Source organism: Promicromonospora sp. NPDC059942, assembly GCF_042731755.1.
Lineage (GTDB): Bacteria > Actinomycetota > Actinomycetes > Actinomycetales > Cellulomonadaceae > Promicromonospora.
Window position 1 is genome coordinate 225990 of record NZ_JBHWLR010000001.1, and the last position, 20062, is coordinate 246051.

The 20062-nt window shown below is 75.4% G+C and carries 11 protein-coding genes; 7 read left to right on the top strand and 4 right to left on the bottom strand.

Annotated elements, in window-relative coordinates; all coding sequences use genetic code 11:
* Nucleotides 1-166: 166 nt before the first annotated feature.
* Nucleotides 167-886: an alpha/beta fold hydrolase gene (locus tag ACFV9Q_RS00920; RefSeq protein WP_377232741.1), complete on the bottom strand. Its 720-nt coding sequence runs from the start codon at nt 884-886 to the stop codon at nt 167-169.
* A 211-nt stretch (nt 887-1097) separates the two neighbouring features.
* On the opposite strand from ACFV9Q_RS00920, the gene recC reads away from it, so the two are divergent.
* The 4 genes from recC to ACFV9Q_RS00940 all read left to right on the top strand — a co-directional run bounded on the left by recC (nt 1098) and on the right by ACFV9Q_RS00940 (nt 10183).
* A complete protein-coding gene (recC, locus tag ACFV9Q_RS00925; RefSeq protein ID WP_377232742.1) occupies nt 1098-4523 on the top strand; it encodes an exodeoxyribonuclease V subunit gamma in 3426 nt (1141 codons plus the stop codon).
* Nucleotides 4520-8023 carry a UvrD-helicase domain-containing protein gene (locus ACFV9Q_RS00930; RefSeq protein ID WP_377232743.1) on the top strand — a complete coding sequence of 1168 codons (3504 nt, stop codon included), beginning with the start codon at nt 4520-4522 and terminating at the stop codon, nt 8021-8023. The genes recC and ACFV9Q_RS00930 overlap by 4 nt, the downstream gene beginning before the upstream one ends.
* Nucleotides 8020-9846 (top strand): exodeoxyribonuclease V subunit alpha, encoded by a 1827-nt coding sequence (recD, locus tag ACFV9Q_RS00935; protein ID WP_377232744.1) that lies wholly within the window; start codon nt 8020-8022, stop codon nt 9844-9846. Before ACFV9Q_RS00930 ends, recD begins: the two co-directional genes overlap by 4 nt.
* A gap of 79 nt (nt 9847-9925) precedes the next feature.
* Nucleotides 9926-10183: a hypothetical protein gene (locus tag ACFV9Q_RS00940; protein WP_377232745.1), complete on the top strand. Its 258-nt coding sequence runs from the start codon at nt 9926-9928 to the stop codon at nt 10181-10183.
* Between the two features lie 51 nt (nt 10184-10234).
* On the opposite strand, the gene ACFV9Q_RS00945 is transcribed toward ACFV9Q_RS00940, so the two are convergent.
* The 3 genes from ACFV9Q_RS00945 to ACFV9Q_RS00955 all read right to left on the bottom strand — a co-directional run bounded on the left by ACFV9Q_RS00945 (nt 10235) and on the right by ACFV9Q_RS00955 (nt 15415).
* On the bottom strand, nt 10235-11176 hold the full coding sequence (locus ACFV9Q_RS00945; protein ID WP_377232746.1) for a cold-shock protein: 942 nt from the start codon (nt 11174-11176) through the stop codon (nt 10235-10237).
* 104 nt (nt 11177-11280) lie between these two features.
* Entirely contained in the window at nt 11281-14517 is a 3237-nt protein-coding gene (locus ACFV9Q_RS00950; RefSeq protein ID WP_377232747.1) for a BTAD domain-containing putative transcriptional regulator, read from the bottom strand.
* A gap of 31 nt (nt 14518-14548) precedes the next feature.
* A complete protein-coding gene (locus ACFV9Q_RS00955) occupies nt 14549-15415 on the bottom strand; it encodes a C40 family peptidase (protein ID WP_377232748.1) in 867 nt (288 codons plus the stop codon).
* A gap of 169 nt (nt 15416-15584) precedes the next feature.
* Between ACFV9Q_RS00955 and ACFV9Q_RS00960 the strand changes: the two genes are divergently transcribed.
* The 3 genes from ACFV9Q_RS00960 (at nt 15585) to ACFV9Q_RS00970 (ending at nt 20056) form a co-directional block, all read left to right on the top strand.
* On the top strand, nt 15585-16343 hold the full coding sequence (locus ACFV9Q_RS00960) for a YdcF family protein (protein ID WP_377232749.1): 759 nt from the start codon (nt 15585-15587) through the stop codon (nt 16341-16343).
* A 78-nt stretch (nt 16344-16421) separates the two neighbouring features.
* Complete coding sequence (locus ACFV9Q_RS00965; RefSeq protein WP_377232750.1) at nt 16422-19136, top strand: hypothetical protein; 2715 nt, start codon at nt 16422-16424, stop codon at nt 19134-19136.
* A gap of 83 nt (nt 19137-19219) precedes the next feature.
* On the top strand, nt 19220-20056 hold the full coding sequence (locus ACFV9Q_RS00970) for a carbohydrate ABC transporter permease (protein ID WP_377227474.1): 837 nt from the start codon (nt 19220-19222) through the stop codon (nt 20054-20056).
* Nucleotides 20057-20062: the final 6 nt, after the last annotated feature.

Here is a 20062-nt window from a genome sequence, read left to right on the forward strand (position 1 = left end):
GGGGGGGGGGGGGGGGTGGGGGGGGAGGGGTGCGTGTCGGGGGGGGGGGGTGTGGAGGGGCGCGGGGGGGGTGGTGGTTTGGAGGGGGGGGGAGTTGGCCTCCCGGAAAGGGACGCGGTCCCCCCTGCGGCCGGAGAACACGGGCCGGGTCGGGTCAGCCGGCCGGTCAGCCGGCCACGGAGGCGAGGGCCTCGCGGATGACGCCGACGACCGCGGCCGGCTGGGCGTGCATCACGAGGTGCGACGAGTCGACCTCGGTGACCTTCGCCTGCGCCCGCTCGTAGCCGAACCGCTGCACGTCGGGGTTGATGGCCTTGTCGGCCGTCGCGACGATCCCCCAGGAGGGCTTGTCCTTCCAGGCGGGGGCAGTGCCGGGCTCGCCGAAGGCGGCACCGGTGAGCGGCCGCTGCGACACGGCCAGGACGCGGGTCAGCGCGGGGTCGACGTCGGCGGCGAAGATCTCGGGGAACCTGGCCACGTCCACCGAGACGTCGACGCCCGGCTCGGCGGAGCCCTCGACGGGGAAGGGCGTGTAGACCAGGGCCTGGGCCAGGGGCGACTCGGGGAAGCCGCCCTGGAGCTGGCCGAGGCTCTCGTTCTCGTCGAGGACGTACGCGGCCAGGTACACCAGGCCCACGACGTTCTCCTCACGGCCGGCGACGGTGATCACGGCGCCGCCGTACGAGTGGCCGACGAGCAGCACGGGGCCCTCGACCTGGCGGACGACGGACGCGATGTACGCGGCGTCCCCCGAGAGGCTGCGGTTCGGCACGGCGGGCACGATCACCCGGGTGCCGTCGTCGAGCAGGTCGCTCGCGACGCGAGCGAAGCTCGACGCGTCGGCGAACGCCCCGTGGACCAGCACGACGGTGGGCGTTACGGACATGGCTTCTCCTTCGATGGACCGCCTGCGGCGGTACGTCGACGTGCCGGACGGCGCGTCGCGAGATGCCGCTGTCCCGGGGGTTCACGTCATCGCACCTGGACCCTAGGAAGGCCCGGTGGACGACGACTTACCGATCACTTGACCGCGCCTGGAGGCCGCCCCACCACGCGCGGGCGGCACGTCCCGCCCGGCCGCACGATACGTTGGCGTGATGGCGGTCGTCCTGCATCGTGCTCCGCGCACGGACCTGCTCGCGGAGGCGCTGGGGGACCTGCTGGCCGCACCCCTGGCGGACCCGTTCGCGACCGAGGTCGTGGTGGTGCCCGCGCGGGGCGTCGAGCGGTGGCTCGCGCAGCGCCTCAGCCACCGGCTCGGGGCCGTCCCCGGGCAGGACGACGGCGTGTGCGCCGGCGTGGACCTGCGCTCGCCCGGCTCGCTGTTCGCCGAGGTCACGGGCACGCGCGACGACGACCCGTGGGCGCCGGACGCGCTGACCTGGCCGCTGCTGGCGGCGATCGACGCGAGCCTGGAGGAGCCGTGGGCCGCGCTGCTCGCCCAGCACCTCGGGCACGGGATGCCGGGCGAGGAGGGCGACCTGCGGCGCGGCCGCCGGCTGTCCGTCGCCCGCCGGCTCGCGCGGCTCCTGGCGGGCTACGCCGCGCAGCGCCCGGCGCTGGTCGCGGACTGGGCCGCGGGCCGCGACACCGACGGGTGCGGGCGCGCGGTCCCGGCCGACCTCGCGTGGCAGCCGCCGCTGTGGCGCGCCCTGGCCGAGCGGGTCGACGCCGAGCCGCCGCACGTGCGGCACGCCGCCGTCGTCGAGCGGCTGCGTGCCGAGCCCGGCGGCTTCGACCTGCCCCCGCGCCTGTCCCTGTTCGGCCACACGCGCCTGGCCGCGAGCGAGGTGGACCTGGTCGGCGCGCTCGGTGCGCACCGCGACGTGCACCTGTGGCTGCCGCACCCCTCCGCGCCGCTGTGGTCGGCGCTCAAGGACCTCGGCGGCCCCGTCGACCGTGCGCAGGACCGGTCCCACGAGCGCGTCGGGCACCGGCTCCTGGCCACGCTCGGCCGCGACACCCGCGAGCTGCAGCGCACCCTGTCGGCGATCGAGCTGCGGGACGAACCGGTCGCCGCGGCGGACGACGACGGCGGCACCGACGGCGCCGTCGGCGACGTGGAAGAGCCGGGGACCCTGCTGCGGATGCTGCAGCACGACCTGCGGGCCGACGCCGTGGGTGACGCCGGCGCCCGTCTCCTGGACCCCGCCGACCGGTCGGTCCAGGTGCACGCCTGCCACGGCCCGGCCCGGCAGGTCGAGGTGCTGCGCGACGTGCTGCTCGGCCTGCTCGCCGACGACCCGGCGCTGGAGCCGCGCGACGTGCTCGTCATGTGCCCCGACATCGAGACCTACGCGCCCCTGGTCACCGCGGCCTTCGGCCTGGCCGACGTCGTGGGGCCGCACGGCCACCCCGCGCACGGCCTGCGGGTGCGGCTCGCCGACCGGGCGCTGGACCGGACCAACCCGCTGCTCGCGGTCGTGCTGCGTCTCCTCGACCTGGCCGGCGGCCGGGCGGGCGTGGGCGACGTCGTGGACCTGGCCCACGCCGAGCCCGTGCGCCGCCGGTTCGGGCTCCGCGACGACGACCTGGAGCAGCTCGCCCGCTGGGCGCGCGAGACCGGGGTGCGGTGGGGGTTCGACGCCGGGCACCGTGCGGGCTTCGGCCTGGCGGACTACGGCTCCGGCACCTGGCAGGAGGGCCTGGACCGGCTGCTGGCCGGGGTCGCGATGTCGGACGACACGGGCACCTGGCTGGAGCGCGTCCTGCCGCTGGACGACGTCGGCAGCGGGCAGGTAGAGCTGGCCGGGCGCCTGACCGAGCTCGTGGAGCGGCTCCGCGACGTCACCGACGCGCTCGTGGGCGGGCACCCGCTGGAGCACTGGCTGACGGCGCTGGAGGACGGCGTCGCGGCGCTCACCACCGTGCCCGCCGCCGACGCGTGGCAGCTCGCCCAGGTGCGGCGCGAGCTGGCCCGCGTGCGCGCCGACGCGCCCGACCCCGCGGTGCCCCTGCGGCTGCCGGACGTGCGCGCCCTGCTCGCCGACCGCGTGGCCGGCCGCCCGACCCGCGCCAACTTCCGCACCGGCACGCTCACCGTCGCCACGCTCGTCCCGATGCGGTCGGTGCCGCACCGCGTCATCGCCCTGCTGGGTCTCGACGACGGCGTCTTCCCGCGCGTCGGCGTCACCGACGGCGACGACGTCCTGGCCCGCGAGCCGAGGACGGGCGAGCGCGACCCGCGCAGCGAGGACCGGCAGCTCTTCCTCGACGCGGTCCTCGCCGCCACCGAGACCCTCGTGGTCACGTACAGCGGCGCCGACGAGTACTCCGGCCAGGAACGCCCGCCCGCGGTGCCGCTGGGCGAGCTGCTCGACGCCCTCGACGAGACGGCGCGCACGCCCGACGGCCGGCCGGTGTCCCGCGCCGTGACCGTGCGCCACCCGCTGCAGCCGTTCGACCGGCGCACCGTCGAGCCCGGGGCGCTGGTGCCCGGCACCGCCTTCACGTTCGACCGCGCGGCCCTCGCCGGGGCCCGCGCCGCGGCCGGCCCGCGCACCCCCGCCGGGCCCTTCCTCGCCGCGCCGCTCGACCCGCTGCCGCCGCCCGCGCCAGGGATGGCCGACGACGGCGTCGTCGCGCTCGACGACCTGCTCGCGTTCTACCGCTCGCCCGCCCGCGGGTTCCTCGTCCAGCGCCTCGACGTCGGCCGCCCCTTCCACGAGGAGCCGCTCGACGACGGCCTGCCCGTCGAGCTCGACGGCCTGGGCCGCTGGGCCGTGGGGGAGCGGGTGCTGCGCGACGTGCTGCACGGCACGACGCTCGACGACGCCGTGCAGAAGGAGTGGCGCCGCGGGCACCTCCCGCCCGGTCGGCTGGGCTGGCGCCCCCTGGTCCGCGTCGCCGACGAGGTCGGCCCGCTCGCCGACGCCGCCGCAGGGCTGCGGGCGAGCCCCGCCCGCGTCGTGGACGTCGATGTCGACCTGGGCGACGGGCGCAGCCTGCGCGGCTCCGTGCCCGGCGTGCACGGCGACCGCTCGGTCGCGGTGTCGTACGCCCGGCTCGGCGGCAGGCAGCGACTGCAGGCCTGGCTCCGGCTGCTGGCCCTCACGGCGTCCGACGACGACCGCCCCTGGGTCGGCTACGCGCTCGGCCGGCCGGCCAACCCGCGCTCGCGGCGGACGTGGCAGGGGTCGCGGCTGGGACCGCTGGACCACACCGCCGTCGACCTGCTGCGCGATCTCGTCGCGCTGCGCGACCGCGGGCTCACCGAGCCGCTGCCCCTGCCGGTCAAGGCGTCGGCCCTCTACGCCGAGGCGCGCCGCAGCCGCGCCGACCCCGCCGAGGCGCGGTTCCGGGCCGGGCAGACCTGGGCGGGGCAGCGCGGGCCGGGCGGGCGCCCCGACGGCGAGTGCGCCGAACCCGAGCACGTGCGGGTCCACGGCCCGGGCGCCCCGCTGCCCGGGACCGACGAGGAGCCGCATCCCGGCGAGGAGCACCCGGGGGAGACCACCCGCTTCGGCGCGCTCGCGATGCGCGTCTGGAGCCCGCTGCTGGAGAGCGAGAGGTTCAGCGAGTGACGGACGTTCAGCACGTGACGGACGGCTTCGACGGTGTCTTCGACCTGGCCGGGCCGCTGCCGCGCGGCACGGCGCTGCTGGAGGCCAGCGCGGGCACCGGCAAGACCTTCGCGATCGGCGCGCTCGTGACCCGCTACGTCGCCGAGGGCGTCGTGCCGCTCGACCAGATGCTGGTGGTGACCTTCGGCCGCGCCGCCACCCAGGAGCTGCGCGACCGGGTGCGCGGCGCCCTGCTCCGGGCCGAGCGCACCTTCGCCGCCGCGCTCGCGGGCCGCGACACCGGCCCGGTGGACGCCGTCCTTGCGGCGCTGCTCGACGTCGACGACGCCGAGCGGGCCCTCCGCCACCGCCGGCTGGCCGACGCCCTGGCCGCGTTCGACCACGCCACCATCGCGACGATCCACCAGTTCTGCCAGCTCGTGCTGCGCTCCCTCGGCGTCGCCGGGGACACGGAGCCCGGGGCCGAGCTCGTCGAGTCCCTGACCGAGCTCACCGTCGAGGTGGTCGACGACCTCTACCTGCACCGGTACGGCAGCGACCCCGAGCCGCCGCCGTTCGACCGGGCCTGCGCCCTCCGGGTCGCCACGGCCGCCGTCGAGGACCCGCGCGCCGCGCTCGCCGCCGCGGACCCGGACGACGCCGTCGGCTCGGCCCGCGTCTCCTTCGCCCGCGAGGTGCGTGCCGAGATGGAGCGCCGCAAGCGCCGCCTCGGCATCCTGTCCTACGACGACCTGCTCGGCCGGCTCGCCGACGCCCTGGACCCGGCCTCGGCCGACGGCGGCGTCGCCGTCGGCGCGCGCATGCGCGAACGCTGGACGGTGGTGCTGGTCGACGAGTTCCAGGACACCGACCCCGTGCAGTGGCAGGTGCTGGACCGGGCGTTCGGCGGCGCGCACGAGGACGGGCCGGGGCGGGCCCGGGCGACGGTGCTGGTCGGCGACCCCAAGCAGGCCATCTACGCGTTCCGCGGCGGCGACGTCGTCGCCTACCTCGACGCCGCCCGGGGCGCGACCACGCGCGCGACGCTGGGCAGCAACTGGCGCTCGGACGCGCCGCTGGTCGACACCCTCGGAGTGCTGCTGGGCAACGCGGCGCTCGGCCACGACGAGATCGTGGTGCACCCGGTCACGGCGGAGGGCGGGGCCGCGGGCGGCGGCAGCCGCCTGGCCGGCGCGCCGCACCCGGCGCCGTTCCGGCTGCGGCAGGTGCGGCGCGACGGGCTGCCCCAGTACAAGGGCCTCGTCAAGGCTGCCCCGGCCCGCGAGCACGTCGCGACCGACCTCGCCGCCGACGTCGCCGGCCTGCTCGCCTCGGGCGCGACGTGGGACGGGCGCCCCCTGGTGCCCGGCGACGTCGCCGTCCTCGTCTCGGCGCGGACGCACGGCCGGCTCGTCCAGGACGCGCTCGCCGCGCGCGGCGTCGCGGCCGTCCTGCCCGGCGGCGACGTGTTCGAGACGCCGGCCGCCGACGAGTGGCTGACGCTGCTGGAGGCGCTGGAGTCCCCGCACCGCTCCGGCCTGGTGCGGGCCGCCGCCCTCACCCCGTTCCTCGGCCGCACGGTCGCCGAGCTCGACGCGGGCGGTGATGAAGGGAGGGAGGCCCTGACCGCCCGCGACGCCGACACCCTGCGCGGCTGGGCGGTCCTGCTCCGCCACCGGGGCGTGGCCGCCCTGCTGGAGGCCGCCGAGGAGCGCGGGCTGAGCAGCCGCGTGCTGGCCCGGGCCGAGGGCGAACGGCTGCTGACCGACGTCCGCCACCTGGGGCAGCTGCTGCACGAGGTGAGCGTCACCGAGTCGCTCGGCCTGACCGCCCTGCTGGCCTGGTTCCGCGACGAGAGGCGCCGTACCGGCACGGCCGAGCGGCCACGCCGCCTGGACTCCGACGCCGCGGCCGTGCAGATCGTCACCGTGCACGGCAGCAAGGGCCTGCAGTACCCCGTGGTGTACCTGCCGTTCGGCTACGACAACTACGCGCGCCCGGTCGAGATCGCGCTCTACCACGACGAGACCGGCACGCGGACGATCGACGTCTCCGGCTCCGGCGCGCAGTGGGACGCCCGCTGCGCCGCGCACCGCACGGAGGAGGACGGCGAGGAGCTCCGCAAGCTCTACGTGGCCCTGACCCGCGCGCAGTCGCAGGTCGTGGCGTGGTGGGCGCCGACGTCGAGCACCCCGACCAGCGGGCTGCACCGCCTCCTGTTCGGCCGCACCCCCGGCACGCGCCAGGTGCCCGGCACGCAGCCGGTCAAGGACGACGCCTACGTCACGCGGGTGCTGGGGCTGCTCCAGGAGCTGGGCGGACCCGCCGCCGAGGTCGCCGTGCCCGCCGCGGCGTCGGCCCCCGCACCTCCCGACCGACACGCGCCCTACGAGGCGCGGGCCTTCGACCGGGCCGTCGACACCGGGTGGCGCCGCACCTCCTACAGCGGGATCATCGCGGCCGGCGAGGACGCCGCGACGGGCACGGGCGCCGGCGGCGGCGCAGGCGTGGGCAGCGAACCCGAGGCCGCCGGCACGGACGACGAGCCGGACGCCCCCGAGACCGACGCCCCCGAGACCGCCGCCGGGCCGGCCGCGCCCGACGCCGCCGCCGCGTCGCCCCTGGCCGACCTGCCCGCGGGCGCCGCGTTCGGGTCCCTGGTGCACGCGGTGCTGGAGCACGCCGACCCGTTCGCGCCCGACCTGCGCGCCGAGCTGCTGGAGCACGTCACCGAACAGCTGCGCTGGTGGCCCGTGCCGGCCGACCCGGCGGCGCTCGCCGACGGGCTCCTGCCGCTGCACCGCACGCCGCTCGGCCCGCTGGCCGGCGGCCTGACGCTGGGCGAGATCGGCCGGGCGGACCGGCTCCGCGAGCTGACGTTCGAGCTGCCGCTGGCGGGCGGCGACCTCGGCGGCGGACACGGCGGACACGGCGGACGCAGCGGACGCAGTGGACGCAGTGAACGCGGCGCCCCCGGCCGCGCCGAGGCGCGGCTGGGTGACCTCGTCCCGCTGCTGCGCGCGCACCTGCCCGCCGACGACCCGCTCGCCGCCTACGCCGACCGGCTCGAGCAGCCCGCCCTGGGCGGCCAGGCGCTGCGCGGCTACCTCACCGGCTCGATCGACGTCGTGCTGCGGCTGCCGACCGGGCGGTTCGTCGTCGTCGACTACAAGACGAACTTTCTCGGCCCCGCCGTCGCCGACTACTCGCGGGACCGGATGGCCGAGGCCATGCTGCACTCGCACTACCCGCTGCAGGCCCTGCTGTACGGCGCGGTGCTGCACCGCTACCTGCGCTGGCGGCTGCCCGGCTACGACCCCGGCACCCACCTGGGCGGGGTGCTCTACCTCTTCGTGCGCGGCATGGCCGGGCCGGACACCCCGGACTCCGGCGGCGGCCCCGGCGCGGACGGCGGCGCGGACGGCAGCCCCGCGGGCGTGTTCTCGTGGCAGCCGCCGCCGGCGCTGCTGGTCGGGCTGTCCGACCTGCTCGCCGGCCTCGCGCACGAGGAGGCCGCATGACCCCGTCGATCGAGCGCTGGACCAGCGACGACCCCCACGACGCCCGCCGGGCGCTCGGCGCGACCGGGCTGCTGCGCACCTTCAACGACGCCGGCGTGCTCACCGCCGCCGACGTGCACGTCGCGCGCCGCACGGCCGACGTCGTCGGCGAGGACGACGACACCGTGCGGCTCGCCGTCGCGCTCGCGGTGCGCGCGGTCCGGCAGGGGTCGGTGTGCGTGGACCTGGGCGGGTTCGGCGACGGGCCCGACGACGTGCCGCTGCCCTGGCCCGCCGCCGACGGCTGGCTCGACCGGGTCGCCGCCGGCCCGCTCGCCGAGCGGTCGGTGGTGCGGGCCGACCTCGGCCTGCTCTACCTCGACCGCTACTGGCGCGAGGAGCGGCAGGTGCGCGACGACCTCGCCGCCCGGCTGGCGGTGCCCGCCCCCGCCGTCGACGACGCCCTCCTGGAGGACAGCGCGGCGCGGCTGTTCCCCGGCGCCGCGTACGCCGAGCAGCGCGTGGCCGCTCTGTCCACCGCGCGGCGCGGGACCACCGTGCTCACGGGCGGACCCGGTCGCGGCAAGACGACGACGGTCGCCGGCCTGCTCGCCCTGCTGGCGGAGCAGGCCGAGCACGCCGGCGGACGCCGCCTGCGCATCGCGCTCGCCGCGCCGACCGGCAAGGCGGCCGCCCGGATGCAGGAGGCGGTGGCCGAGTCGCTCGGTGCTCCCGCGGCCGACGCACGCCCGGAGGCCGGGCGGCCGGAGTTCACCGCCGACGACCGGCGCCGGCTCGACGGCCTCCAGGCGGGCACGCTGCACCGGCTGCTGGGTTGGCGGCCGGGGTCGAGCACCCGGTTCCGGCACGACCGCTCCAACCGCCTGCCCCACGACGTCGTGGTGGTCGACGAGACCTCGATGGTCTCGCTCACGCTCATGGCCCGGCTGCTGGAGGCGGTGCGCCCCGACGCGCGGCTCGTGCTCGTGGGCGACCCCGACCAGCTCGCGTCCGTCGAGGCCGGTGCCGTGCTCGCCGACCTGGTGGCCGGCCTCGGGGAGCGGCCCGACGGCGTCGTGACGGCCCTGGTGACCGACCACCGGTCGGAGAGCGCGGCGATCACGCGCCTGGCCGCCGCGATCCAGGACGGTGACCCGGAGGCGGTGCTCGCGGCGCTGACGGCGGGCGACGGCGTCGTGGAGCTCGTGCACCCGGACGACGCGGCGGCGCTGGCCGGCCTCCAGGACGAGCTGACCCGGCACGCGCTCGCCGTGCGGGACCTGGCGCTGGCCGGGGACGCCGCCGGGGCGGTCGAGCTGGCCGAGCGGCACCGCCTGCTCTGCGCCCACCGGGAGGGCCCGTGGGGCGCGGCGCACTGGAACCGGCTGGTCGAGCGCCGGCTCGGCGAGGCCTCCGGCGCCTACCTCGGCGCCGCGGTGGGCGCCGAGTGGTACGCGGGCCGGCCGGTGCTGATCACCGCGAACGACTACGGCCTGGGCCTGTTCAACGGCGACACCGGGGTGGTGGTCGCCGACGGCGAGAACCTGCGCGCCCACATCGGCGGCGGCGCGTCGTTCGGGGTCTCCCGGCTGGGCGACGTCGAGACGCTGCACGCCATGACCGTGCACAAGAGCCAGGGCAGCCAGGCCGTGACCGTGACGGTGCTGCTGCCGGACGAGACGTCGCCCCTGCTCACGCGCGAGCTGTTCTACACCGCGGTGACCCGGGCGCGACGTCGGGTGCGGGTGGTCGGCACTCCGGAGGCGGTGCGCGCGGCGGTGGTCCGGCGGGCGCGACGGGCGAGCGGGCTGGCCGTGCGGCTGCGGGGCGGCCCGACGACGTAGGCCCCCAGGGGGATGCGCCGGCGCAAGATCAGCCCTCGGGGGGAGGACATGCGTGCCACGACCTGCCACCGTGGGGGACATGGCACACACCGGACCGGACGACCAGGGCGGGGACGACGCCGGCCCGACCTCGACCGCCGGCTGGAGCTGGGGTGCCGGCGTCGCCGTCGGCCTGTGCATCGGGGTGGCGCTTGGTCTCGCGCTCGACAACCTCGCGATCGGCATCGCGCTCGGTGCGGCGTTCGTCCCGGTGTTCGCGATGATGCGGGGCACCACGCCGTCGGACGACGCCGCCCCGGGCAGCACCGCGCCCGACGACGACGAGAAAATCGGTTGATCGGGGCGGGGCCGCGGTAGTGCACTCAAGCCCGGTGGACGCCGAGCCGGCTCAGAGCAGCTCGACGCCGTCGGCCTGCGGCCCCCGGTCGCTCTGCCGCACCTTGAAGCGGACCCGGTCGCCCTCCTCCAGGATCTCGTCGCCGCGCACGACCGACACGTGCACGAACAGGTCCTCGCCCCCGGCGTCGGGGGTGATGAAGCCGAAACCGCGGTCCGCGTCGTAGCGCGCGACGGTGCCCTCGCCTCCGCGCACCGGCCCGCCGGATGCCGCGGGACGACTCGGCCGGCCGCGGTCCGCGGCCGGGCGCGCACTCCCGGAGCCGCGCGCCGAGCCGCGCACGAGCTGCACGTTGCGGGCGTTCGGCCCCTTGTCGCCCTCGACGACGTCGAACGTCACGCGGGCACCCTCGGTGAGCTCGGACAGACCCCGGCCGAGCCCGCTGACGTGGACGAAGACGTCCTCGCCGCCCGAGTCGGGAGCGACGAACCCGAAGCCCTTGGTGTCGTCGTACCAGGAGACCGTGCCGTCCGCGCCGTCGGACGCCGGCTGCGCGGCCGCTGCCCCGAGCGGCAGCAGGTGGTCCGCCTGCGGCCCTTTCTCCCCGTCGACGACGAGGAACGCCACCCGCTGCCCCTCGGAGATCACACCGCCCCCGACGATGGCCGAGCTGTGCACGAAGATCTCGCCGCGACCGCCGTCGGGCGTGACGAAGCCGTAGCCCTTGGCGGGCTCGTACCAGCTGACGGTGCCGAGCACGCCCAGGGGCGCGTCGGCGGCCCGGTCGCCCGTGACCCGGACGCGGTGCGCCTGCGGGCCGCGGTTCCCCTCGGTCACCTCGAACTCGACGACCTGGCCCTCGCGGAGCAGCTTGTGTCCGTCGTCGCCGACGATCTCGGACGCGTGCACGTACAGGTCCTCGGCCTCGTTCCCGAGGTCGATGAAACCGAACCCTCGGTCGGCGTCGAACCATCGGACAGTTCCCTGGGGCACGTGGAGCTCCTTGCAGTGGCAGACATTGCTGTCGTCCATTGTCCCTGACGAACCGCACCGACGACGCCGGACCGGCAGCCGGCCGGCGCCTGGGCGCCGGGATCTCAGGCCTGCTTCTGGGCGGCCAGCCCGTGCACCCGCCGGGCCTCGACGACGACGGGCGTCGCGTCGCACGTCTCCGCGAGGACGGCGGCGCGCGCCGCCTCGTCCGTCGCCTCCCGGGCGTTGCCGAGCTGAAGGTGCGCCGTCGCGAGGTGCGCACGTGCCCGGGCCTCCCACGACCGGTAGCCGTGCGCGGTCGCGAGCGCCGCGGCGTCGGCCAGGGCGGCCGCTGCCTCGGCGGTGTGCCCGCTCGCCAGGAGACTCACGCCCAGGCCTTCGCCGGTCATGACCTGCGCCCGGGGGTCGTTCAGCCGGGACGCGGCGGCGTGCGCCTCGCGGGCGGTCTCGACCGCCTCGGTGGGCCGGCCGGTCTGGGCGAGGAGCCGGCCGAGCTCGTCCAGCGTGGACAGCTCCCCGCGGGTGTGGCCGCGCTGGCGGAACCCGCGGCGGACGTCGTGGAGCTGGGTCTCCGCGGCCCCGGTGTCGCCGAGGAGCCGGAGCGCGCTGGCGAGGTTGCCGCGGATCGTCAGGTCGGCCACCTCGCGCTTGTTGCCCTCGCTGATGCGGATCGCGGCACGGAACGAGTCCGCGGAGCGGACGAGCTCGCCCTGTTCCAGGCAGGTCATGCCCAGCCCGTTCAGGGCGAGGGCGCGGGCCTGGCTCGTGGGCCCGGTCTGGGACAGCATCCGCTCGAAACAGGCCGCGGCCTCGACGAGCCGGCCGGCCTCGTAGTGCTCCCAGCCCACGTTGTGCGCCAGGTAGGCGACGGCGTCGGTCCAGCCGCAGAGCTCGGCGAGCCGGGTCGCGCGGACGGTGTCCGCGTGCGAGTCGTCGATGCGTCCGTGGGCCCAGTGGGCGTAGCTGCGCGAGACGTACATCGCCGCCCGCGCCCGGTCGTCGCCGGTGCGGACGGCCGCCCCGAGCCCGGCCTCGGCCAGGTGCTCCCAGCTGTCGAAGCGCCGGAGCAGCAGGTATCCGCGGAGCTGGTCGACGAGCCGCCAGACGTCGGGGCCGTGGTCGGGGCCGTCGGCCGACGAGGTCGCCAGGGCCAGCATCGACGGGTACTCCAGGTCCAGCCAGCGCATGGCGGCGTCCTCGTCGCCGAACACCGCGGCGCGGTCCGGGTGGCCGGCCAGCCGGAGCAGGTGCGGGTGGATCCAGTCGACGGCCGCGGTGGCCCGGTCGAGGTACCAGTGCCGCAGGCGGCTCTCGGCGTCGGGAACGAGGTCGTCCGCGGTGAGCTTGCGCCGGGCGAACAGCCGCAGCAGGTCGTGGCTGCGGAACCGGTCGGCGGCGTGCTCGGTCAGCATGTTCGCGTCGAGCAGCTCGTCGAGCGCACGGGCCGCCGTCCCGTCGCCCACCAGCACCTCCGTCGCCTCCGTGCCGAAGTCGATCCCGGGGTGCAGGGACGACATCCGGAACACGCGTCGCGCGGTGGGGGAGAGCTCGGTGTAGCTGAGCTCGAAGCTGTTCCAGAGGCTCGACGTCCCCACGGCGAGGTGGTCCAGCCGGTCCTGCCCGTCCCGGAGCCGGTGGACCAGGTCCGCCGGCACGAGCTGTCGCCGGCTCCGCAGCTGCGCGGCCGTGATCTGCAGGGCGAGCGGGAGGTCGCTGCACAGGCGCGCCAGCTCGTCGAGGACCGCCGCGTCGTCCCCGTCCGACGTCGCCGTCGCGGCTGCCAGCAGCCGGACCGAGTCGGTGCGGTCGAGCACGTCCAGGCGGACCAGGACGGCGCTGTCGAGCTCGGGCAGCAGGTTTCTGCTGGTCACGAGCACGTCGCTGTCGCCGAGGCCCGGGATGAGCGGGCGCACCTGGGCCGCGTCCCGGGCGTTGTCGAGCACGATCAGCATCGTCCGGTCCGCGAGCCGGCTGCGGAACAGCGACGCCGCCTCGGGCAGGTCCGCGGGCGGCGTCCCCGGGCCCGTGGCACGCAGGAAGCGCTGCAGGATCTCCAGGGGCGGGACGGGGGCGCCCGCGGCGTCCTGCAGGTCGGCGAAGAGCTGACCGTCGGGATACCGGTCGTGCATCTCGTGCGCCACGGACAGGCACAGGGCGGTCTTCCCGACACCCGCGGCGCCGCTGACCACGACGGGCACGTTCCCGCCCGCGGGGCCGCGGTCGAGCGCCGCCGTGATGTCCGAGCGCTCCGCCGTCCGTCCCACCAGGCGTGGCGGAGCCGCGGGAACCTGCCAGGGGACGGAGGCCGCGGCGGCGGACTCGTCCGTCCAGCGCTGCCGCAGCGCGTCCAGGTGCGCGGTGCGCAGCCGTTCCCCGGGGTCCACGCCGAGCTCTGCGGCGAGGGCCCTCCGGGTTGCCTCGAACCGGCTGAACGCCTCCGCCTGGCGTCCCGCCGCGGCGAGCGTCTGGATCAGCGACGCCTGGACGACCTCGTCGAGCGGGCGCCGGACCGCCATCGTCGTCAGCGGCGCGACGGCGTCCTCCGGCACGCCGAGCTCGCGCGTGATCCTCGCGTACGACAGCAGCGCCGCGACGTACTCCTCCTCGACCGCCGCGACCCGGTCGGGCGACGTCACGAGGTCCGGGTCCGGACCGCCGCGCCACAGGGAGACGGCGGCGGCGAGGGCCTCCTTCGCGCCGCTCGTCGCCCCCGAGCGGTGCGCGTGCGCGGTGAGCTCGCGGAACCTGAGCAGGTCGAGCTGGTCGGCCGGGACGAGGAGCCGGACACCGGTGCGGTCCAGCTCCACCACGGGCTGCCGGTCGTCGGAGTCCTCCAGCAGGCGCCGCAGGCGGGTGACGTGGATGTTCAGGGCCGCCGCCGTGGGCGGGGCCTCGCCCGGCCAGAGCGCGGCCACGAGCACCTCGCGGGGTACGGGCGACCCCGCGGCGACCGCCAGCTCGGCGAGCAGCACCTGCTGCATCCGGGACCGCAGGGGGATCCGCACGTCACCCCGGTGCAGCAGCAACGGCCCGAGAACACTGATGTCCACGGCTCCGGGACCCGCCGTCGCGTCGTCGGACCGCGGGCGTACGAGCGCCTGGTCGAACCGCTCGCGCAGCCGGTCGGCCTCCCGGCCGGCGAGCCCGAGGGCGGAGATCAGGGCGGCGACGGACTCCCGCCGGGGACGGCGGCTGCGGCCCTGCTCGATGTCCCGGACCGAGGCGAGACTCACCCCGGAGGCCTCGGCGAGCTCACGCTGGGTCAGCCCGCCGGCCTCGCGATGCCGGCGGACCAGCTCACCTGCTGAGTCCGGGACCCCCTCGACATCGGACGACGGCACGCCGTGATCATAGGCGACGCCGTGCGGCGGATCAGGCGGTCCACCCCGTGGCACCGAGGATGCGGTACGCGCCCACCCGGAAGTTCACCCAGCCGGCGTGCCGGCCGACCGGTGTTCCCAGCCGGGCGTCGAAGACGGTCCCGTCGCCGGCGTAGAGCGCGACATACGTGATGTTGCCGTCGTCCCCGCCGTCGGTGTCGTAGAAGACCAGGTCACCTTCCTCGAGCTCCGAGTACGGCACCTGCTGGGCGTAGACCCTGTCCTGGCCGGTGTGGGTCCGGGCCCAGTCGTACATCGCCTGCGCCGAGCGCACCGGCCACCCGGGGAAGCCGGCCACCTCGTCGTACGACGCGTACACGAGTCCCGAGCAGTCGTAGCCCGGGCCTTCCCCGCCCCACGCGTACGGCGCACCTTCTTTCTCGTACGCGTTCCGGAGCCCGAGGCGGGACCAGTTGTACAGGTTCGCGTGCTGCGTGCACAGGGCGCCCTCGGCCGTCGTGCCGTTGGAGACCTTGATGGTCAGGGAGGCCACGGCACCGATGGTCCCCGGGTTCCAGTCGTCCTCGCCGCCCCAGGGGCCGAAGCCCTCGCCGGCCGTGCGGGCGGAGGCGATCGTGCCGTTGTCGAAGACGTGGTCGGCAGTCGCGCCGTCGGCGGTCACCGCGGAGATCCTCAGGACCGGGCTGCGGCCGTCCGCGGCGGTGTCGCGCAGCCGGTACCGGAGCGACAGGCTGCCCACGCCCCAGGTGACCTGGACCGCCGCCTCGGCGTGCCCGCAGCCGACCACGACCTCCTGGCCGGGGACGGGGAAGGGCACCGCCTCGGCCGCCTGCGCTGCCGGCGCCACGGCCGCCAGGCCCCAGAAAGCGGTCACGAAGGCCACGATCGCGCTCACCATCCTGCGCATGGTTTGTCGGTCCGTCCCGGTTCTCGAGTGGGAGACCTCGCGGTTCCCCTGACACCGATGACGGTAGGAACCTGACTCGACAACCGGCTTTCCGTACCCCGCCCGTACCCGCGCGGTGACGCCCCGGACGGTCCCGGATCTCCTCCGCTATCGTTCCGCCGTGCCCCTCCTCTGGATCGTCGTCGGAGCGGTCCTCATCCTCGATGCCCTGGTCGTGTGGTTCACGAGCAGCCTCAACTCCGGCGTCGTCGCGACGTTCGTGCTCGGCGTCCTCTACCTGCTCCACGGTCTCCACCTGCTCCACGGTTCCCGCCGGGCCCGCACCCGGGCCGGAACGGAGAACGGCCTGTTCCGGTGGTTGAAGGTGTTCGTCCCGGCCGCCACGGCACTGCTGCTCGTCCTCTTCGCCTCCCTCGCGGTTCTCGGCAGGGCGGACACCGTCTCGCACCAGGAGGACGCCGTCGTCGTCCTCGGGGCCGGGCTGCGGGGCGAGGAGGTGACGCCGTCGCTGCGCTCCCGGCTGGACGTGGCGATCGGGTACTCCGTCGCGAACCCGGACGCCGTCGTCGTGGTCGCCGGCGGGCAGGGGCCTGGCGAGACCATCACCGAGGCGCTCGCGATGGAGCGGTACCTGGTCGCGCACGGGGTCCCGCAGAGCCGGATCCTCCGGGAGGACCGGTCGACCAGCACCCACGAGAACTTCGTCCTCGCGAAGAGCCTCCTGGACGCGCACCTCGGTGCCGACTACACGACGGCCTTCGTCACCAGCGACTACCACGTGTTCCGGGCAGGCGGCATCGCCGAGAAAGCCGGGATCGACAGCACCCACCTGCACGCGGACACACCCTGGTACGAGATCCCCGTCGCCTACGTGCGGGAAGCCATGGCGATCACGAAGTTCGTCCTGACGGGGCGGTGAGCACGTCAGCAGTTAATTGACAGTGACAAAAAAAGACGGTTGAGTGTCCGCACCAGCAACGACGCCGGAGGGGCACTCATGTCAGTCAGATCCGCATCCGACCAGGTCCGGAGAGCCGACCGTGCCTGGCTCGCCGCCGGCCTGGCGCTCGGCGTCGTGGTCGCCATCGGGGCGGCGCCCGCTCCCGCGGCCACCGCGGCCGATCAGGGCGGGGCCACCATCGAGGCCGAGGCCACCCAGGTGCTCCTCGACGGCGCGAGCCGCAGCGGCTGCTCCACCTGCTCGGGCGGGAGCAAGGTCGGCAGCATCGACCCGTCCGCCACGGCGCAGGTCCCCGGCGTCATCGCGCCCGAGGACGGCACCTACGAGGTGACGCTGCACTACCTGAGCGGCGACGACTCGCGCGCGCTCACGATCACGCCCGACGGCGGCTCGACGGTCACCGTGCCGGTCGCCTCGACCGGCGGCTGGGACCGCGTCGGCACCCTCACGGTGGACCTGCCCATGCACGCGGGCGAGAACAGCCTGACGTTCAGCGCCCCGGCCGGCGTGCTCGGCCCCGACCTCGACCGGGTCGACGTCGCCGGCGCGACCGGGAAGGACTACACACTCACCGACCCCGACGCGGCCGACCCGGTGCCCGTCGACCCCACCCGCGCCACACCGGGCGGTGAGCGGACGGTGCTCCGCGGCGGCGACGTCGTCATCGACTACGCGACGGCCAGCGGCACCGCCGACGTCCGCTGGGGCGGCCGCGAGGCCGTGACCGGCTTCTACAGCGGCGTGCGCCTGGGCGACGAGTTCGTCACCACCAAGCAGTACGACGGCGCCTGCCGGCTCACGGCCCGCACCACGGTCACCTGCGCCAAGCCCGGGCTGCCCACGCTCCGGCAGGTCTTCGCGTTCGACGGCGACCGCTCGTTCTCGGTGCGGCTCGACGTGACGGGCACCGACGGCCCGGTCACCACCTCGATGATGGTGCCGGTCATGACCGACCGGCGCGGCTCGGTCGACCTCGGGCGCACGGGCGACAACCGCATGGTGCTCGTGCCCTTCGACAACGACCACTGGGTCCGCTACGAGACCCCGGCGATCAAGGACGTGACGCCGGCCCGGCGCAGCTTCGAGGTCACCGCGTTCATCGACGACGCCTCGCGCCGCGGCCTCGTCGTCGGCTCCCTGGACCGCGACACGTGGAAGTCCGGCGTGGTGGCCGACGGCAACGCGCGCGGCGGCCTGGACCGGCTGCAGGCCGCGGCCGGCCTGACGGACTGGAGCTACGACTACGGCGACGGGATGAACAAGTACCAGTTCAACCGCGAGCTCAAGCCGCACGCCGAGGTCAGCGGGGCCACGGTGCGCTCCCCGCGCATGTTCGTAGGCCTGTACCCGGACTGGCGCGAGGGCATGGAGACCTTCGGCAAGGCCGCTGCGCAGGCCGCGAAGTCCCGCACCTGGGACGAGGGCACGCCCTTCGGGTTCAACAGCTGGGGCGGCCTCGGCGCCCGCGGTGGCGACGCCGCCGTCATGGACGAGGTCTCGGAGTTCCTGGCCGAGGAGACCCCCGGGTTCCGGAACGCCGGCTCGGCCAAGGGCCTCTATGTGGGCGTCGACTCCTACTGGGACAAGATGCTCGCCCCCGAGTACGCGTTCGAGGACCCGAACACCTCCTGGGCCGAGCTCGAGCAGTACGTCGCAGACGTCAAGGCGCGCGGCCAGGAGCCGGCCCTGTACTTCCAGCCGTTCGCCAACTTCTGGCGCGAGGGCCTGGACGAGCCCATCGGCGGGACCGCGCTGTGCGACACCTGCGAGAACCAGACCTACCGCCAGATGGCGCTCAAGGTGAACGGCATCCCCGTGAACATCGACGGCGCCTGGGCGCTCGACCCGACCAACCCCGGCGTGCAGAACCGCGCCCGGATCGCCCTGGGCAAGTTCCGCGAGCTCGGCGTGCGCTACGTCAAGCTCGACTTCCTGACCCACGGCTACGTCGAGGCCGACGACTGGTACGACGTCGACGTCCACACCGGCCAGCAGGCGTTCCGCCAGGGCATGGCGCAGGTGGTCGACGTCGTCGGCGACGACATGTTCGTCGACCTCGCCATCTCGCCCCTGTTCGCCTCCGAGTTCGCCCACGCCCGGCGCATCTCGTGCGACGTGCACGGCGCCCTGAACAACTGGCACCCCACGCAGCCCGACCGCTACCAGAAGAGCACCGAGTACCTGCTCAACTCCCTGACCTACGGCTGGTGGCTCGACGAGGTCTACGCCTTCAACGACGGCGACCACGTCCAGTTCGGCAACTACGAGTACGACGGCAACGCGAACGCCTACCTGCTGGACGACCCCTACCCGAGCATCTGGCCCGAGGGCCAGAACCGGGCACGCGTCACCTCCGCCGCCATCACGGGGATCTACCAGGTCAGCGAGGACCTCACCGCCACCGGCCACCCGGTCGTCAAGCAGCGGGCCCGCGACCTGCTGCAGAACCCCGGCATCAACCACCTCGCCGAGCTCGGGCGGTCGTTCGCCCCGGTGCAGGCCGGCCCGGACGCCTTCACGGCGTCGGACACGTTCGTGCTGCGCGACGGCGGGACCACCTACCTGGCGCTGTTCAACTACGGGTCCACGCCGCGCCGGGCCGACCTCGCGCTGCGCGACCTGGGCCTCGGCGGCGGGCGGTACGACGTCACCGAGCTGTGGACGGGCCAGGAGAGCCGGGCCGCGGGCCGCCTGCGCGCCGTCGTCCCGGGCGAGGACGTGCGGGTCTACGCGATCGAGGCGGGCCGGTGACCGCCACCGTCACGGCGACCGCCACCCGCGCCGCGACCGCCGTCGCCCGCCGGCCCCGCAACCAGCTCTGGCCCGCCCTCGGCATGATCGCCCCCGCGGCCCTCGGGTTCCTGGTCTTCTACCTCTACCCGACGCTGCGCGGCGCCTACCTGTCGTTCACCGAGTACAACGTGCTGGGCAGCCCCGTCTTCGTGGGCCTGCGCAACTACGTCGACATGGCCCAGGACGACGTCTTCTGGAACGCCGTCCGCGTCACGTTCCTCTACGTGGTGCTGAACATCGGGTTCCAGACCGTCCTCGCCGTCGGGCTGGCGGTCCTCATGCACCGCCTCACCAAGTCGGTGCTGATCCGCGGCAGCCTGCTGCTGCCCTACCTCATCGCCAACGTCGTCGTGGCCCTGCTGTGGTTCTGGATGCTCGACTACAACATCGGCATCGTCAACGCCGTGATCGACGCGATCGGGCTGCCCAAGGTCGCCTTCTTCGGCGACGAGGCGTGGACCGTCGCCACCATCGCGGGCGTCAACACCTGGCGGCACCTGGGCTACACCGCCCTCCTGGTGTTCGCCGGCCTGCAGATGATCCCGGCGAGCGTCTATGAGGCGGCCGCCGTCGACGGCGCGGGGGAGTGGCGCACCTTCTGGCGCATCACCCTGCCGCTGCTGCGGCCGGTGCTCGTCCTCGTGCTGGTCATCACGGTCACCGGCGCCTTCCAGGTCTTCGACACGGTGGCCGTGACCACCGCCGGCGGGCCCGGCAACGCCTCCCGCGTGCTCCAGCTCTACATCTACGAGCAGGCGTTCGCCCGCGGGCACTTCGGCTACGCGTCCGCCATGTCCGTGGTCCTGTTCCTCATCCTCGCCGGGGCCGCCTTCGCGCAGATGCGACTGCTGCGCGCCGGCGAGTCCGACCTCTCCTGATGGGAG

What these genes read in the sequence shown, in the direction of transcription:
- ACFV9Q_RS00970 (WP_377227474.1), top strand. Translation starts at nt 19,220, where the DNA reads ATGATCGCCCCCGCGGCCCTCGGGTTCCTGGTCTTCTACCTCTACCCG.
- ACFV9Q_RS00955 (WP_377232748.1), bottom strand. Translation starts at nt 15,415, where the DNA reads ATGGTGAGCGCGATCGTGGCCTTCGTGACCGCTTTCTGGGGCCTGGCG.
- ACFV9Q_RS00965 (WP_377232750.1), top strand. Translation starts at nt 16,422, where the DNA reads ATGTCAGTCAGATCCGCATCCGACCAGGTCCGGAGAGCCGACCGTGCC.
- ACFV9Q_RS00940 (WP_377232745.1), top strand. Translation starts at nt 9,926, where the DNA reads ATGGCACACACCGGACCGGACGACCAGGGCGGGGACGACGCCGGCCCG.
- recD (WP_377232744.1), top strand. Translation starts at nt 8,020, where the DNA reads ATGACCCCGTCGATCGAGCGCTGGACCAGCGACGACCCCCACGACGCC.
- ACFV9Q_RS00920 (WP_377232741.1), bottom strand. Translation starts at nt 886, where the DNA reads ATGTCCGTAACGCCCACCGTCGTGCTGGTCCACGGGGCGTTCGCCGAC.
- recC (WP_377232742.1), top strand. Translation starts at nt 1,098, where the DNA reads ATGGCGGTCGTCCTGCATCGTGCTCCGCGCACGGACCTGCTCGCGGAG.